Below are 16,291 nucleotides of genomic sequence, written 5' to 3'. Positions count from 1 at the left end.
CATATCTCAACCCTGAAGAGGCATAAAGAAGGCACCCCCAAAGTCGAGAATTGAAGGCCCCCTTCCGCAGCGCGCGGAGGGGGGCCTTCAGCCTTTCCAAGCGAGCTTCGCGGCCCGCCTCAGGCCCCCTTCATCTTCCCGACGAAGCCCGCGAAGCCCGCCAGAAACTGCGTCAGACGCTTGGCCGTCGCTTCGTCGGTCAGAGCCCCTTCGGCGTCGAAGAGGGTCTGCGCGCGCGGGACCACCACCTGTCCGCCGAACCACATCTGCGCCTCGACGCGCTTGAACACCGGCCGCCAGGCGTCTTGCGCCTGAAGCGTGCCGAAATTCCCCATGGAGGCGCCCATCACCGCCACGGGCTTGCCCGCGAAGGGCGAAGGATCCTCCGGATAGACGCGCGAGACCCAATCGGCGGCGTTCTTCATCACGCCGGGAATCGAGGCGTTGTATTCCGGCGAGACGATCAGCAGGCCGTCGGCGGCGCGGATTCCCTCGCGCAGAGCCTTCACGGCGGGCGGGAGCCCCAAAGCCTCCTCGTCGGCGTCGAAGAGCGGAATCCCCCGGATGGTCCCGAGGACCAGCTCCACGCCCTCCGGCGCCGCCTCGACCGCCGCCCGCAATAAAGCCGCGTTATAGGAGCCTTTCCTCAGGCTGCCCGCCACGCCTAAAATCCTCACCATGGCTTCTCCTCGCGTTTCAGGACCGAAAAGGCGCCGCCTCCGAAGGCCGGAGACGGCGCAGGATTCTCCCCGATTCGGGGAGGTCAGTCGATGGGTTTAAGCCGCGCCTCGATGGCCGCGCGGCGGTTCTCAAGGAAAGGCGGCAAAGACAGGTTCTCGCCGAGGCTCTCCAGAGGCTCGTCCACCGCGAAGCCGGGGCCGTCGGTGGCGATCTCGAAGAGATTGCCGCCCGGCTCGCGGAAATAGAGCGAGCGGAAATAATAGCGCTCCACCTCGCCGCTCGAAGGAATGCGCAATTCCCGCAGACGCGCCGCCCAAGCCTCCATGCCCTCGGCGTCGGGCGTGCGGAAGGCCACGTGATGCACGCCCCCCGCTCCCTGACGCGCCACGGGAAGGCCCGGCTGAACCGCCACATGCAATTCCTGCTCGGGACCAGCCGCTTCCCCCATGCCATAGACATGGACGCGGCCCGCGCCGTCCGGCGAGTCGTATTCGCGCAGCTTCGTCATGTTCATCGCGCGGGTGAGGACCAGTTCAGTGTTCTCCAGATCCGGCACGCTGATCGTGATCGCCCCAAGCCCGCGAATCTGATGCTCCGCCGGAACCGGGCTCTTCGCCCAAGCATGAGCGGGGACGCGGGCGCCGTCCACGGTCAGGCGGAAGCGCTGGCCCTCGGGATCCTCGAAGTCGAGGGACTGGCGGCCGTCGATCAGGCGCGCGCGCTCGGCCTTCACGCCGAGGTCCGCGAAACGGGTCGTCCACCAGCTCAAAGCCGCCTCGTCGGCGACGCGCAGGCCCGTCCGGCTGATGGAGCGAGTCCCCCGGCGCTCGGGCGGCGCGGGCCAGTCGAAGAAGGTCAGATCCGTGCCGGGGCTCGCCAGACCATCGGCGTAGAAGAGGTGATAGGCGCTGGTGTCGTCCTGATTCACGGTCTTCTTCACCAGCCGCAGCCCGAGGCTCTCCGTATAGAATTTCTTATTGGCGCGGGCGTTCGCGGTGATGGCGGTCAGATGATGGACGCCGGTCAATTGCAGGCTCATCGGGGGCTCCCTTGTCACGAAAACGTTTTCAACGCTGTTGAAAGCCATATCGGGCCTGAGGGGCCGGGGAATAAGCCCTCCGCGCCGAACGGATCGTTCCTCCGCAGGAGCCAATTCCAAAGGCGGCGGGAGTCTTAGGACTTGCGCCCCATCCCAAAGGCGTGGATTGAACAGAGGAGCGGGTTCATCCCGCCGCCCCCCAAAAATCTTTCAGGGAGAAGCCCCATGGACGACGTCCTCACTCGCGGCGCCCGGATTCCCGCGCTCGGCTTCGGCACCTTCCGCATGCCCGGCGCCGAGGTGCTGGAGATCCTGCCTCAGGCGCTCAAGACGGGTTTCCGCCATGTCGACACCGCGCAGATCTATCAGAACGAAGCCGAAGTGGGCGAAGTCCTCGCCGCCTCGGGGCTCGCGCGCGGCGAGATCTTCCTGACGACGAAAGTCTGGATCGATAATTTCCCGAAGGGCCGCTTCCGGCTCTCGGTCGAGGAGAGCCTGAAGAAGCTCAAGACGGATCATGTGGATTTATTGCTGCTCCATTGGCCGCGCTTCTCGGACGTGCCGCTGGCCGATCAGATCGGCTTCCTCAACGAGGTTCGGGCGGCGGGGCTGGCTAAAGACGTCGGCGTCTCGAATTATTCGAGCGAGCTCATGCGCAAAGCCGACGCGCTTTCGGCGGCGCCTCTGGTGACCAACCAGATCGAATATCACCCCTATCTCTCGCAAAAGGCGGTTCTGGATCAGGCGCGGGCGGGCGGAGGCTCGATCACCGCCTATTACGTCATGGCCGACGGCGCCGTCCCTCAAGATCCGGAATTGCGGGAGATCGGCGCGAAATACGGCAAGACCGCCGCTCAGATCGCCCTGCGCTGGATTCTCCAGCAGCCGCAGGCCATCGCCCTCAGCAAAACCGCCAAAGCCGAGCGGCTGGCGGAGAATTTCGCCCTTTTCGACTTCGCCCTGACCAAGGAGGAGATGGACCGCATCCACGCTCTGGCGCGGCCGGAGGGCCGGATCGTCAGCCCGCCGGGACTCGCGCCCGAATGGGACGCCGCCTGATCTGAAAGCGCGCCGCCCCCGCAGAGGGGCGGCGTCAGAGGCCGCGGCGGATCTCGCTCCTGAGGCGCCAGACGTCCCGCCTCCGGGGCGCGAGCAGAAAAGCCGTCCATCTGCGCCCGCCGAAGCGCGTCAGCAGCGCGGAGCCGAGCATGGCCGCCGCCGTCGCGATGCGGGAGGCGCGGGCGAAGGAGGCTTCCGGCTGAAGCGCCTCCGCCAAAGCCAGAAAGGCGAAGACCTGCGCGAAGAAGAGAACCAGCGCGCAGAAGATCGTCAGCGGCAGAAACCAGCGCTCGCCGAAGCCCGGCAGACGCTCCGCGCCGCAGCTCTGGCAGGAGACCGCTTCGGAAGGCGCCCCCCGGCCGCAAAAGGGGCATCGCGCGGAGCCGCCTCCGGTCATGGCGCGGCCTCGGCCGCCGCCCGGATCACATGCCCAGAGCGGATTTATACAGATCGAGGATCGCCTCTTCTTCGGCGCGCTCGTCGGGCTTCTTGGCCCGCAGACGCACGATGGTCCGAATGGCCTTGGTGTCGAAGCCCCGGCCTTTGGCCTCGGCGTAGACGTCCTTAATGTCGTCGGAGACGGCTTTCTTATCCTCCTCCAGACGCTCGATGCGCTCGACGAGCTGGGTCAGCTCCCCGGCGGCGACGCTGGACGTCTGGTCGATCAACTCCGCCATGGCGGCCTCCTTCGACGATCTGAATCTCAGAGGAGGAGCCGAGAGACTCCTCCATAATCCGAAGAAGGGGCCTTCCGGCCCCTTCCATGTCTTTCCTTAGCGAGGCGAACGAAACTAGTCCAGAGGGGAGGCCGCCAAAATCGCCATGTTGAGGATCTCCGAGACGGTCGCCGTCATGGAGGCGATCTGCGCCGAATGCTCCAGACCCACCAGAATCGGCCCGATCATCGTGCAGCCGCCGATCTCGCGGAGCATCTTCGCCGCGATGCTCGCGCCATGGCGATCGGGGGCGATCAGCACGTTCGCCGGACCCGTCAGGCGGCTGAAGGGATAGGCCGCCATGCCGGTCATGTTGAGAGCCACGTCCACGGCCATGTCGCCGTCCGCCTCGAAATCCACCTCGCGGGCGGCGAGGATCTCCGCCGCCTCGCGCATCCGCCGCGAAGGCTCGCCGTCGGGATAGCCGAAGGTGGATTGCGCCAGAAGCGCCACCCGGGGCTCAAGCCCCAGACGCCGCGCCAGCCAGGCCGCCGATTCCGAGATGTTCGCCAGATCCTCGGCGCTCGGGGCGTCATGGGTCACGGTGTCGGCGATGAGGACCGTGCGTCCGCGCGCCAGCAGAATCGAGACCCCCACCGGAGGCTTGCCGTGATAGCCGTCGATGGCTCGCTGAATGGCGTCGAGAGCCACGGCGGTCTTGCGGGTGAGGCCCGTGACCATGCCGTCGGCGTCGCCGAGCGCCACCATGGCCGCGCTGAAGATATTGCGGTCCTGCTGGATCATGCGCTGGCAATCGCGATGCAGGAAGCCTTTGCGCTGCAGGCGCTTATACAGATATTCGGTGTATTCGGGCACTTTGTCGGAGAGCGCCGCGTTGAGGATGGTGATCTCCTCCTCGGCGCCTTCGAGGCCGACTTTCGTCAGGGTCTCGCGCACGCGCTCCTCGCGGCCGATGAGGATCGCCTCGCCATAGCCGCCGCGCGCATAGGCGATGGCGGCGCGCATCACGCGCTCCTCCTCGCCCTCGGCGAAGACCATGCGCTTGGGATTCACCAGCACGCGCTCATAAAGCGCCTGAAGCATGGAGGTGGTGGGGTCGAGCCGCGCCTTGAGGCTCTTCTCATAGGCTTCGATGTCGATGATGGGCCGCCGCGCCACCCCCGACTCCATGGCCGCCACCGCCACCGCCAGAGGAATGCGGCTGATCAGACGGGGATCGAAAGGCGCGGGAATGATGTAGTCCGGGCCATATTGCAGACGGCGGCCATAGGCGGCGGCCACCTCGTCGGGCACGTCCTCGCGGGCGAGTTCGGCGAGGGCGTTGGCGGCGGCGATCTTCATCTCGTCGTTGATGCTGCGCGCCCGCACGTCCAGAGCGCCCCGGAAGATATAGGGAAAGCCGAGGACGTTGTTGACCTGATTGGGATAATCCGAGCGCCCCGTGGCCACGATGGCGTCGGGACGCACCTCATGGGCCTCCTCCGGGGTGATCTCCGGATCGGGGTTGGCCATGGCGAAGATGATCGGATTGCGCGCCATGGCCTTGAGCATCGCGCCGCTCAGGGCGCCCTTGGCCGAAACCCCGAGGAAGACGTCCGCGCCCTCCAGAGCGTCGGTCAGCGAGCGGGCGGAGGTCTCGACGGCGTGGGCGGACTTCCACTGGTTCATGCCTTCGAGGCGGCCCCGGTAGACCACGCCCTTGGTGTCGCAGATGATGCAGTTTTCGGGCTTGGCCCCCATGGCCTTGATCAGCTCGATGCAGGCCAGACCCGCCGCGCCCGCGCCGTTGAGGACGATCCGCACCTCGTCGATCTTCTTGCGGGCGATGTGCAGGGCGTTGATCAGACCCGCCGCGCAGATGATCGCCGTGCCATGCTGGTCGTCATGAAAGACGGGAATGTCCATGTCTTCGCGCAGACGCTGCTCGATGATGAAGCATTCCGGGGCCTTGATGTCCTCCAGATTGATCCCGCCGAAGGAGGGCCCCAAGACGCGGATGGCCCGGATCAGCTCCTCGGGATCATGGGCGTCGACTTCGAGGTCGATGGCGTCCACGTCGGCGAAGCGCTTGAAGAGCGCGCATTTGCCCTCCATCACCGGCTTGGAGGCCAAAGCCCCCAGATCGCCCAGACCCAAGATCGCCGTGCCGTTGGAGATCACCGCCACCAGATTGCCCTTGGCGGTGTAGTCGTAAGCGGCGTCGGGGTTCTCGGCGATGGCCCGCACCGGAGCCGCCACGCCGGGGCTATAGGCGAGCGCGAGGTCGCGCTGAGTGCCCATCGGCTTGGTGACCGTGATCTCCAGCTTGCCGGGGCGGCCCATGCTGTGAAAGGCCAGAGCCTCTTCGTCGCTGACGCGCGTGCGCTTCACCATATCCCAAATCCCCCGAAAGCCCCGGTCCGGCGCGCTGGAGGCTTTTCAGTTTTCTGCGAATTTCTGCGAAGCGCGCCGGAGGCGGCACCCTAGAAAGAAAGGATGCTTCGCGCAACGGGGTCCATACGAAATTTTCATCCTCATCAGGCCGGAAAAACGAAAGCCCCGCCGAAATCAAGCTTCGGCGGGGCTGCGCAGCCTGCAAAGAGGCCGGATGTTCAGGGAAAGAGCGGCGCCTGCTCCAGACCCATGGACTCGGGCAGGCCGAGCATGAGATTCGCGTTCTGGAGCGCTTGGCCCGAAGAGCCCTTCACGAGGTTGTCCAGCACCGAGATCACGATGCAGCGGCCCGGCAGGCGGTCGGGCGCGACGCCGATCTTCACGAAATTCGAGCCGCGCACATGGCGCGTCTGGGGGATCTGGCCCATGGGCAGGACATGGATGAAGAATTCATCCTTGTAAGCGGCTTTCAGAGCCGCATGGACCGCCGCCGCCTCGCCCTTGAGATAGATCGTCGCGAGGATGCCCCGGTTCTGCGGCAGAAGATGCGGCGTGAAGCTGGCGACGACCTTGCGGCCGACGGCTTTGCTCAGCTCCTGATCGATCTCGGCCATATGGCGATGCTTGCCCACGCCATAGGCGGCGAAGCCCTCGGAGACCTCCGTGAAGAGCGAGCCCTCGCGCAGAGCCCGGCCCGCGCCCGAAACGCCGGATTTCGCGTCGATGATCACGTCGTCGGGCGAGGCGGCGCCCGCCTTGAGGATCGGCACCAGCGGAATCAGCGCGGTCGCCACGTAACAGCCGGTGTTGGCGGTCAGACGGGCGGTCCTGATCTTCTCGCGATAGAACTCCGGCAGGCCGTAAACGGCCTCCTTCTGAAGCTCAAGCGCCTGATGCGGATGCCCATACCATTCCTCATAGGCGGCGGGATCCTCAAGCCGGAAATCGGCGGAGAGATCCACGATCTTCACCTGAGGCGGCAGGCCCTTCAGCACCTCCTGAGTGGTGGCGTGGGGGAGACAGCAAAAGACCATGTCCACGGCGCTGAAGTCGATGTCCTCGATCTTCGTCATGACCGGGAGATCGAGATGCGCCAGATGCGGAAAAGCCTCGGCGAGGGTCTGGCCCGCCTTTCGGTCGGCCGAGAGCGCCGTCACGCGCATGCGCGGATGCAGCGCCAGAAGACGGACCAGCTCCGCCCCCGTATAGCCGCTGGCGCCCAAAATCGCGACCCTGAACCGCTCCGACATCTCGATGCTCCTTCGTCAAGAATGGCGGGGGCGATGTAGGACGATTCCCCGCAAAACGAAAGCCCCCGCGCCGATCTTTCGGAGCAGGGGCCTTTTCAGGAAGCCTTATGAGCTTTTGGAGCTTCAGCGCCCCAAGCTCAACGCATCGGGGGGCCCCAAGCCGGGTCGGAGGCCGCGCCGGGAGTCGGCACCCGCGAGGCCTGCCCGCCGCGGATGTCCACCTGCCACAGCTGCGGCGGGGAGCCCGGCCCTTCCTGACGCGTGAACATCAGACGGCGGCCGTTCGGGGCCCAAGTCGGGCTCTCCTCAAGGAAGGAGCTGGTCAGAGTCCGCGCGCCCGAGCCGTCGGGGCGCATCACCCCGATGCTGAAGCGGCCGCCCTCCATGCGCGTGAAGGCGATGTAGTCGCCGCGCGGAGACCAGACCGGAGTCGCATGGCGCGCCGGGCCGTTCGAGATTCGGCGCGCGCCGCCGCCGTTGGCGTCCATCACGTAAATCTGCTGACCGCCCTCACGGTCGGATTCGAAGACGATCTGACGCCCGTCCGGCGAATAGCTCGGGGCGGTGTCGAGCCCGCGTCCGCTGGTCAGCTGACGCGTCCGGCGCGACCCCACCTCCATGTCGTGGATCTTGGTCTCGCCGTTCTGCGAGATGCTCATCACCACCTTGGAGCCGTCCGGCGAGAAGCGCGGCGCGAAGCTCATGCCCTTGAAGCTGCCCAAGACCTCCTGACGGCGCGTCTGGACGTTGAGCAGATAGACCCGGGGCGCGCCCTCGCGATAGGAGATGTAGGTCATGGCCTGCTCGCTCGGGGCGTAGCGGGGCGTGAGGACCAGCTCCGAGCCGGAGGTCAGATATTCGACGTTCGCGCCGTCGTAATCCATCACCGCGAGGCGCTTGGAGACCCGGGGCGCCCGGCCCGATTCCTCGACGAAGGCGATGCGGGTCTCGAAGTAACCGGGCTCGCCGGTCAGACGCTCATAGATGGAATCGGCCACGCGATGCGCCATGCGGCGGGTGGCGTTGGGGTCGGCGCGATATTGAAAGCCCGCCAGCTGCTCCTGAGACAGCACGTCCCAGAGCCGGAAGCGGATCGCCAGACGCCCGTCGCCCTCGTTGATCGCCTCGCCGGTCACCAAGGCGCGGGCGTCGGTGGAGGCGCGGATCTGCTCGAAGAGCGGCGGCGCGTTGAAATTGGGCGCCGCCGTGCGCCCGACGTTCGGATTCACCGGCTGGAACACGCCCGATCCGCCCAGATCCTGCGCCACGATCTGCGCGATCTCGGCGCCGCGCGGGCCGTCGAAGGGCGCGATCAGGATCGGCAGAGGCCGCACCACGCCCTCCTCCAGCGTCAGCATCAGCGGCCCGCGCGCCTGCGCGAAGGCCGGAGAAGCGACCGAAAGCGGCGCCGCGATCAGCGCGGCGGCGCAGCCGAGGGCGGAGAAAAGCGAGCGCGCCATCATTGCAAACCCATATTCTGAGGATTGAAGGTGATCTGCACCTGTCTCCAGGCGTCGTATTTCTGCGGCGGCACGGGCAGAGGCTGACAACGGGTGTCCAGCAGCGCCTGACGCGCGCTCTCGACCGCGACCCGATATTCGGGCGGCGTCGGCATTGGAGATACCACGCGCACCGATCCCCGGTCCACATACCCATTCGGCTGCAGGCTCGCCGCGAGGGTCACGGAGATCGAGCCGAAGCCGATGGCGGCGGGATCCACGATCCAGCAGCCTTTCAGCGCGTTGAGCATCTGCTGACGCTCGGCGCTGGTCATCTCCATCGAGGCGCCGCCGTAGCCCGGCGAGCGCACCGCGCCGCCGCCGCCGCTGGCCGCCAGATTATCGGCCGCCGCGAAGATCCCCGCCAGAGGATCCGCCGCTCCCGCCGAACCGCCGCCGCCGTAGATCGCGCCCACGCCCCGGTCGCCCATGGGCGCCATGGGCTGAGAGGTCACGGGCGTGCCGATGGCGGTTTCGAAGCGGCGGGTCAGATCGGCGTGCTGCTGCTCGCGGGCCATGCGCTCGCGGTCCATCTGGTCGAGGCGCAGCTGATTCTGGCGCTGGGCCTCCAGCTCCTGACGGCGGCGCTCCTGCTCCTGATACTGGCGCTGGGCCTCTTCCTGCTGACGGCGGCGGGCGTCGTCCTGCATTTGCTGCTGAAGCTGCGCCTGCTGGCGCTGATAATCCTGTTCGCGGGCCATCTGCTCAAGGCGCAGCTGCTCCTCGCGGAGGCGGCGCTCCTGCTCCTGACGCATCAGATCCGCCTGACGGGCCTGAAGCTCGCGCTCGGCGATTTCGGCCGCGATGCGGGCCTGCTCCTGCTGACGACGCTGAAGCTCGGCGGCGGCGGAGGCGTCGCGGGCGCGCTGGTCCTGCTCGGCCTGAGCGCGGGCGCGGGCTTCGGCCTCGGCGCGGCGGCGGTCCTCTTCGAGCTGGGCGGCGCGGACGCGGGCGCGGCGCTCGTCTTCGAGGCGGCGCCCCTCGGCGGCGGCGCGCTCGCCTTCGAGACGGGCGATCTCCGCGGCGATGCGGTCCTGCTCGGCCTGCTGGCGGCGGGCGGCTTCGGCGATGCGGGCCTCGTCGGCGACGCGGGCGGCCTCGACCATCTCCTGAACGCGGCGCTGGGCCTCGGCGATCTGGGCGGGCGACTGCTGCGGCTTCTCGCGCGGGGTGGGGCTGGTGAGCGGTCCCTGATCCTGAGCCACGGCGACCTCCGCCTCGTCGGGCGGGGCGTTGGGGGTCTGAGGCTGGGCCGTCACGGGGGAGGCGGGCGGCGGAGGCGGAGTCTCGGGCCGCGGACGCGGCGCCGGAGAGACGCGCGGCGCCTCGGAGGCCGCGACCTGAGGCGGCGGAGGCGGAGCGGAGGGAGATGAGGCGGAGGGAGGCGCGGGAGGCGGCGGCTCCATGGCGAGATCCACGTCCGGCGCGGCCATGTCGGGGCGCGGCGGCGTGAGCTCGGCGGGCTGGGTCACGCTCACCGAGGGCGCGGCGGGCACCAGATCGGCGCGCTCGACCTGCTCGTCCTGCAGGGCGCCGTCGTCCAGTTCGGGGGCGGCGGGCGGCGTCGAGCTGACGCGCACCGGCGGCGCATAGGCCGGAGAAGGCGGCGGCTGGGGAGGCGGCGGGGGCGGAGGAGGCGCCTCGGCCTGAACGGGCTCGGGCGCCGTGGAGGGCGGCGGCGGCGGAGGGGGGGAATCCCCCTGCGTCGCGGCGTTCGCCTCGGGCGGCGGAGAAGCGGGCGGCGGAAGCATGTTCATCGCCACATGCGTCTCCGTCGTCTGGCTGGAGTCGGAGACGGCGCGGGCGGCGCTGCTTCGCGCCATGAGAGCGTTATATTCCTCAAGGCTCACCACCTCCACCGCCAGAGGCGGGCCGGAGGCCGGACGATCCAGAGGACGCGGCCGATTCGGGGCGATGGCCGCCAGAATCAGCACGCTGTGCAACACTCCCGACGCGAAGGCGCCTGCGCGCATCTCAGGCGCTCCTCTCCAGACCGCGCGAAGACCCGGCCGTCATGGCGTGGCCTCCGCTGCGGCCGGGGCCGCGGCCGATCCGCCCGCAGGGCGCGGCGCGGCGGCGGTCGCCGAGCCCGGATCGGTCACAAGCCCGATGTTGCGAAGGCCGCGGGCGTTCAGCTCGCCCATGACCGTCATGACGTCTCCGTAGGGAACGCCCTGATCGGCGCGCAGGAAGATGCGCTCCTGATCGCCGCGCTCCTCGACCACCGCCATCAGCTGGGTCGGCAGATCCTCGCGGCTCACCGGCTCGCCTTGCAGGAAGACGGCGCCGGAGGCGTCCACGTTGATGGTGATCGGATCCTGACGCGCCGATTCCATCGGCGCGGCGGCGGTCTTCGGCAATTGCACCGGCACGCCCACCGTCAGCAGAGGCGCCGCCACCATGAACACGATCAGCAGCACGAGCATCACGTCCACGAAGGGCGTGACGTTGATCTCGGACATGGGCGCGCCGCGGCCTCCGCCGCGCCGCCTCCGGCCTCCGCCCCCCGAGGGGGCGGCTTTCAGGGAAGCGCCCATGCTCAGACTCCCCGGCGGTCGAATTCAGTGGAGAGAAGACCGGTGAAGCGGTCGGCGAACTGCTCGATGCGGCGGCTGAACTTGCCGATCTGCCCCGAGAAATAGTTGAAGCCCACCGTGGCCGGAATGGCCGCGAAGAGGCCCAGAGCCGTCGCGCCGAGGGCCTCGGCGATGCCGGGCGCCACCACGGAGAGATTGGTGTTCTGAGAGACCGCGATGGATTCGAAGCTGTTCTTGATGCCCCAGACCGTGCCGAAGAGGCCCACGAAAGGCGAGATCGAGCCCACCGTGGCGAGGAAGGTCAGCCCCTTCTCCTGCCGCTCGACCTCGCGGTCGATGGCGACGTCCATCGAGAGGGACAGGCGGTCGCGCGAGCCGGGCACCAGCGTCCCGCCCTCGAAGCTGCGGCGCCATTCGTTCATCCCGGTGGAGAAGATGCGCTCCATGGGATTGGCGGGCGCCTTGCCGACCTTGTCGTAGATGTCGTCCAGAGATTGGCCGGACCACACGATCTTTTCGAAATTCGCCGACTGCACGCGCACCGAACGGAGGCCCAAGAGCTTCTGAATGATGATCGCCCAAGACCAGAAAGAAGCCAGCAGAAGCAGGATGACGACGACCTTGACCACCCAGTGCGCCTGCCAGAACAGCGCCATCACTGAGAAATCGAGATGAGGCTCCGACATCACATTCGTCCTTTTCTGTGATCGCCGGCGTCGGCGCGCCGTGCGGGAAGGAGGCGCCGCTACGATTTCTGTGCGGCGATTTTGGCTAAAATACGATTAAGACGGATCCGGCTCATCCGTCAGCGCAGGAAAGCCCGCGAAGATCTTGCTCCGTAAGGAGAGGGGAAGACGCGAAGCCCGGCCGCTCCGGTCCACCCCCACGCAGATCACCCGCGCCCGCGCCAAGGTCGATTCGCCCCGGCGCGCCTCCTGCAGCATCTCGAGGCTGGCGCCTCCGACGCGCAGGACCGCGGTCTCCACATGCAGAAGATCGTCGAGCCTTCCGGGAGTGAGATAATCGATTTCGATGCGGCGCACCACGAAGAGCAGGCCCTCGTCGCGCAGCAGCTCCATCTGGTCCACCCCGAGCAGACGCAGCGCCTCCGAGCGGCCTCGCTCGAAGAAACGCAGATAGGAGGCGTGGTAGACCACGCCTCCCGCGTCGGTGTCCTCGTAATAGACCCGCAGGGGAAGGCGATGCCTCCCCGCATGGAATCCGCCCCCGATCCGGTCGGCTTCGTCCAACTCGATCTCCTGTCCGCCCCCAGAGGCGCAAGCCTCAGGCGACAGCCTCAGGCGCAAGCTTTCCAGCCTCGCGCTGCTTACACAGGGGCGGGGCGGAAAATCAAGTCAGCTTGCCGTGACAATGTTTGAATCGCAGACCGGAGCCGCAGGGGCAAGCGTCGTTGCGCCCGACGTTCTTCAGGCGCTCGGGGTCGATGGGCGCGAGGGCGACGTCTCCGTCGGCCCCCTCCGCCCGCAGATCCGCGGCCGCCGCGGTCACCCGGGAGGCCGCCGCGCTCATGCCGAGGCCCGCCCCGCCATAGCCCGATCCGCCCAGACGCTGCGGCGCAGCGCCGCGGGCGCCCGCGCCCGGCTCTCCGGCCCGCAGACGCACCATGGTCGGGCCGTAGGGGGTCGGAATCTCGACCTCCACCTCGCCCGACTCGTTCAGTCCGTGGGCGGCGATCTGCTCCTGAATGCGGCGCTGCCCCTCTTCGCTCTGGAAGAACAGCATCACATAGCTGCGCTTCTGGCGTTCGAGGATCTCGTCCATGCGCATGAGGCGCTTGGTGGAGGCCCCGCGCAGGCGGGTCAGCAGGCCGTCGAAGAGTCCGAAAGCCTCGGATTTATATTCGTTGAGCGGGTCTTTCTGGGCGTAGCCGCGCAGGCCGATCACCTGACGCAGATAATCCAGACGCACGAGATGCTCGCGCCATTCCTCGTCGATGGCCGAGAGGATGACGTTCTTCTCCTGAGCGCGCATGATCTCGGGGCTGATGCGGGCGGTCTTCTCGGCCGCCAGCTCGTCCACGGCCTTGAGCAGACGCTCGCGGATCTCCTCGTCGGCCACGCCCTCCTCGGCGGCCCAGGCCTCCACCGGGAAATCGGCGCCGAAATAGTCCTTCAGCTCGGCGGCGAGGCCCTTGACGTCCCATTGATCGGCGTAGCCGCCCGCAGGGATATGCGCGGTCACCAGATCCTCCACGAGGGCCTCGCGCATGTCCTGCGCGGTCTCGGAGAGGTCGTCGGCGTCCATGATCTCGCGGCGCTGGGCGAAGATCGCCTTGCGCTGGTCGTTCATCACGTCGTCGAACTTCAGCAGATTCTTGCGGATGTCGAAGTTGCGCGCCTCGACCTTGCCCTGAGCCCGTTCGATGGCCTTGTTCACCCAAGGATGGGTGATGGCCTCGCCGTCCTGAAGCCCCAGCTTCGTCAGCATGTTCTCCATGCGGTCGGAGCCGAAGATGCGCATCAGGTCGTCCTGAAGCGAGAGGAAGAACTTCGAGCGCCCCGGATCGCCCTGACGGCCCGAACGGCCGCGCAGCTGATTGTCGATGCGGCGGCTTTCATGGCGCTCGGTGCCGAGCACGAAGAGCCCGCCCGCGTCCAGAGCCAGCTTCTTGAGGCGCTCCACCTCGGCTTTGATCTCGGCCTCGCGGCGCGTGCGCTCGGCGCCTTCGGGCACGCCCGCCAGTTCATGCTGGATGCGCATCTCGGCGTTGCCGCCAAGCTGGATGTCGGTGCCGCGGCCCGCCATGTTGGTGGCGATGGTCACCGCCCCCGGCACGCCCGCCTGAGCCACGATCTGCGCCTCCTGCTCGTGGAAGCGCGCGTTGAGGATGGCGAAGACCTTGTCGTCCGGCGAAGAGCGGTCGCCGTCGTAGAGGGCCTTGAAGGCGTCGGGATCGGTGTAGTCCTTGACCCGGTAGCCCTTGCCCCGGAGGATCTCGGCCAGCACCTCGGATTTCTCGATGGAGGTCGTGCCGACCAGCGTCGGCTGGCCGAGGGCGCGGGCCTTCTCGATCTCCTCGACGATGGCCTCGTATTTTTCGAGATCGGTGCGGTAAACCTCGTCGTCGTCGTCCTTGCGGCGGACGGGGCGGTTGGTCGGCACCTCCACGACGTCGAGGCCGTAGATTTCGAGGAATTCGCCGGCTTCGGTCATGGCCGTGCCGGTCATGCCGCCGAGCTTATGGTAGAGGCGGAAGTAATTCTGGAAGGTGATCGAGGCGAGCGTGTGGTTCTCCGGCTGGATGGTCACGCGCTCTTTGGCCTCGATGGCCTGATGCAGGCCCTCGGAATAGCGGCGTCCGTCCATCATGCGGCCGGTGAATTCATCGATGATGATCACCTTGTCGTCGCGGACGATGTATTCCTTGTCGCGGGTGAAGAGCTTATGCGCCCGCAAAGCCTGATTCAGGTGATGGACCAGAGAAATGTTCTCGGGATCGTAGAGCGTCGCGCCCTTCATCAGCCCGGCGGCCTTGGACGCCTGCTCCAGAGCCTCGTTGCCCTCTTCGGTGAGGACGACGCTGCGGGCCTTCTCGTCGATCTTATAAGCCTCATCGCCGAGCTGCGGAATCAGGGCGTCCACGGCCAGATAGAGGCCGCTGGAATCCTCGGCCGGGCCGGAGATGATCAGCGGCGTGCGGGCCTCGTCGATGAGGATCGAGTCCACTTCGTCGACGATGGCGTAGCGATGGCCGCGCTGGACCATCTCCGCCACGCTGTATTTCATATTGTCGCGCAGATAATCGAAGCCGAGCTCGTTGTTGGTGGCGTAGGTGACGTCCGCGGCGTAGGCGACGCGGCGCTGGTCGTCGTCCATGCCGTGGAGGATCACGCCGGTCGTCAGGCCCATGAAGCGGTAAAGCTGGCCCATCCATTCGGAGTCGCGGCGGGCGAGGTAGTCGTTGACCGTCACCACATGCACGCCCTTGCCTTCAAGGGCGTTCAGATAGACCGGCAGGGTGGCCACGAGGGTCTTGCCCTCGCCGGTGCGCATCTCGGGGATCTTGCCCTGATGCAGGATCGCGCCGCCGATGAGCTGCACGTCGAAAGGCCGCAGGCCCAGAACGCGCTTGGAGGCCTCGCGCACGGCGGCGAAGGCCTCGGGCAGAAGCTGGTCGAGGGTCTCGCCCTTGGCGATCCGCTCGCGGAAGGCGGGGGTCAAGGCGCGGAGCGCGTCGTCCGAAAGGGCGGCGTATTGCGGCTCCAGCGCGTTGATCTTCTGGACCGTTCCCTGCAAACGCTTGACTTTCCTCGCGTTGCGGCTGCCGAAAAACGCGCGGGATATCGCGCCGAACCCTAGCATGATCTTTCGCCTTTCTGCGCGCGGAGGCGCCCCCGAAAACCGAGTGGCGGGCGACTGCGCCGCGGGCCCTTCAGGCGTCGGGCAGGCGTCGGGGCGGATGCTCCGGAGCCCAGCGTCCTCGGGGATGTGAAGCCCGTCTTCCGACAGGCCGAAGCCTCGCGCCGACCGGGAGACCGGCGCGCGGCGGCGGGAGACAGATAAGCGCGGGATGCGGGGATGTCAACGCGACCTCGGGCGGCGCATCCGGCGAGGGGGAGCGCCTCAGGGCGAGGGCCGGGGGCTTCAGGTCGGCGCCGAATGCGCCCGCTCGATCCGCGTCAGAGCCTCGGTCTGGCGCTCGCTCAGAGGCCCTTCGGCCGAACCCGCCGCCCGCATCGCCGAAATCAGCTCCGCCCATTCCTTCGGGCCGAGGCTGCGCGCCAGATTGCGGTCCAGACGGCGCAGGGCCTCTTCAGGCTCGGCGTTGGCCGAAAGCCAGAAGCCGTAAGCCGCCATGTCGCGGGCCTCGTCCTGCGGAACCTGAAAGAGGTCTTTGGCGGCGGCGGTCAGAACCGCCGTCTGAGCCGCGCTGCGCTCGCCGTCCATGCGCGCCATGCTGGCCATCGCCGCCATGGCCGCGAGGCGCGGATCCTCCTCGACGTCGAGCGGATTCACCCCCGCCTTGCGCCGGAAGCCGAAGCGCCGCAAAGCCGAAGCCGCGTCGCCCGCGAGGTCCGCCGCCGCCTTGGCGCCCGCGGCCGCGTCGCGGGCGCGCCACATCCAGAAGCCCACGGCGCCCATCGCGCCCAGAACCGCCAGCAAGAATCCCATGGCCCGCCTCCTCTCGCGAAAGGCGGACAGCCATACATCATAA

The 16,291-nt window shown here is 67.6% G+C and carries 14 protein-coding genes; 1 reads left to right on the top strand and 13 read right to left on the bottom strand.

The window, feature by feature from the left end:
* Positions 1–119: 119 nt before the first annotated feature.
* Together B161_RS0110055 and B161_RS0110050 are read right to left on the bottom strand one after the other, a co-directional pair.
* Positions 120–680, bottom strand: a complete 561-nt coding sequence (locus B161_RS0110055) for an NADPH-dependent FMN reductase (RefSeq protein WP_018633269.1) — start codon at positions 678–680, stop codon at positions 120–122.
* Positions 681–763: 83 nt separating this feature from the next.
* Positions 764–1,714, bottom strand: a complete 951-nt coding sequence (locus B161_RS0110050; RefSeq protein ID WP_040789872.1) for a ring-cleaving dioxygenase — start codon at positions 1,712–1,714, stop codon at positions 764–766.
* Between the two features lie 231 nt (positions 1,715–1,945).
* Between B161_RS0110050 and B161_RS0110045 the strand changes: the two genes are divergently transcribed.
* The gene (locus tag B161_RS0110045) at positions 1,946–2,779 is read left to right on the top strand and encodes an aldo/keto reductase (RefSeq protein WP_018633267.1); all 834 of its coding nucleotides are present in this window, start codon (positions 1,946–1,948) and stop codon (positions 2,777–2,779) included.
* A 34-nt stretch (positions 2,780–2,813) separates the two neighbouring features.
* On the opposite strand, the gene B161_RS0110040 is transcribed toward B161_RS0110045, so the two are convergent.
* The 11 genes from B161_RS0110040 to B161_RS18910 all read right to left on the bottom strand — a co-directional run bounded on the left by B161_RS0110040 (position 2,814) and on the right by B161_RS18910 (position 16,248).
* Entirely contained in the window at positions 2,814–3,176 is a 363-nt protein-coding gene (locus tag B161_RS0110040) for a hypothetical protein (protein ID WP_018633266.1), read from the bottom strand.
* 25 nt (positions 3,177–3,201) lie between these two features.
* A complete protein-coding gene (locus tag B161_RS0110035) occupies positions 3,202–3,456 on the bottom strand; it encodes a DUF2312 domain-containing protein (protein ID WP_018633265.1) in 255 nt (84 codons plus the stop codon).
* A 114-nt stretch (positions 3,457–3,570) separates the two neighbouring features.
* Positions 3,571–5,829, bottom strand: a complete 2,259-nt coding sequence (locus B161_RS0110025; protein ID WP_018633263.1) for an NADP-dependent malic enzyme — start codon at positions 5,827–5,829, stop codon at positions 3,571–3,573.
* 218 nt (positions 5,830–6,047) lie between these two features.
* Entirely contained in the window at positions 6,048–7,079 is a 1,032-nt protein-coding gene (gene argC, locus B161_RS0110020; protein ID WP_018633262.1) for an N-acetyl-gamma-glutamyl-phosphate reductase, read from the bottom strand.
* Between the two features lie 137 nt (positions 7,080–7,216).
* The gene (tolB, locus tag B161_RS0110015; RefSeq protein ID WP_018633261.1) at positions 7,217–8,542 is read right to left on the bottom strand and encodes a Tol-Pal system beta propeller repeat protein TolB; all 1,326 of its coding nucleotides are present in this window, start codon (positions 8,540–8,542) and stop codon (positions 7,217–7,219) included.
* Positions 8,539–10,551, bottom strand: coding sequence for a hypothetical protein (locus tag B161_RS0110010; RefSeq protein WP_026310347.1), 2,013 nt, complete (start codon positions 10,549–10,551; stop codon positions 8,539–8,541). The genes tolB and B161_RS0110010 overlap by 4 nt, the downstream gene beginning before the upstream one ends.
* Positions 10,552–10,590: 39 nt before the next feature.
* Positions 10,591–11,115, bottom strand: a complete 525-nt coding sequence (tolR, locus tag B161_RS0110005; RefSeq protein ID WP_018633260.1) for a protein TolR — start codon at positions 11,113–11,115, stop codon at positions 10,591–10,593.
* A 2-nt stretch (positions 11,116–11,117) separates the two neighbouring features.
* A complete protein-coding gene (tolQ, locus tag B161_RS0110000; protein ID WP_018633259.1) occupies positions 11,118–11,801 on the bottom strand; it encodes a protein TolQ in 684 nt (227 codons plus the stop codon).
* Between the two features lie 96 nt (positions 11,802–11,897).
* Positions 11,898–12,365: a tol-pal system-associated acyl-CoA thioesterase gene (ybgC, locus tag B161_RS0109995; protein ID WP_018633258.1), complete on the bottom strand. Its 468-nt coding sequence runs from the start codon at positions 12,363–12,365 to the stop codon at positions 11,898–11,900.
* 100 nt (positions 12,366–12,465) lie between these two features.
* Positions 12,466–15,438 carry a preprotein translocase subunit SecA gene (gene secA / locus B161_RS0109990; protein ID WP_026310345.1) on the bottom strand — a complete coding sequence of 991 codons (2,973 nt, stop codon included), beginning with the start codon at positions 15,436–15,438 and terminating at the stop codon, positions 12,466–12,468.
* A gap of 282 nt (positions 15,439–15,720) precedes the next feature.
* Positions 15,721–16,248 (bottom strand): TerB family tellurite resistance protein, encoded by a 528-nt coding sequence (locus B161_RS18910; RefSeq protein ID WP_018633256.1) that lies wholly within the window; start codon positions 16,246–16,248, stop codon positions 15,721–15,723.
* Positions 16,249–16,291: the final 43 nt, after the last annotated feature.

This window comes from Neomegalonema perideroedes DSM 15528 (genome assembly GCF_000374145.1).
Lineage (GTDB): Bacteria > Pseudomonadota > Alphaproteobacteria > Rhodobacterales > Rhodobacteraceae > Neomegalonema > Neomegalonema perideroedes.
The sequence above is the reverse complement of the archived record's forward strand: the minus strand, read 5'-3'. Positions and strand labels throughout refer to the sequence as shown.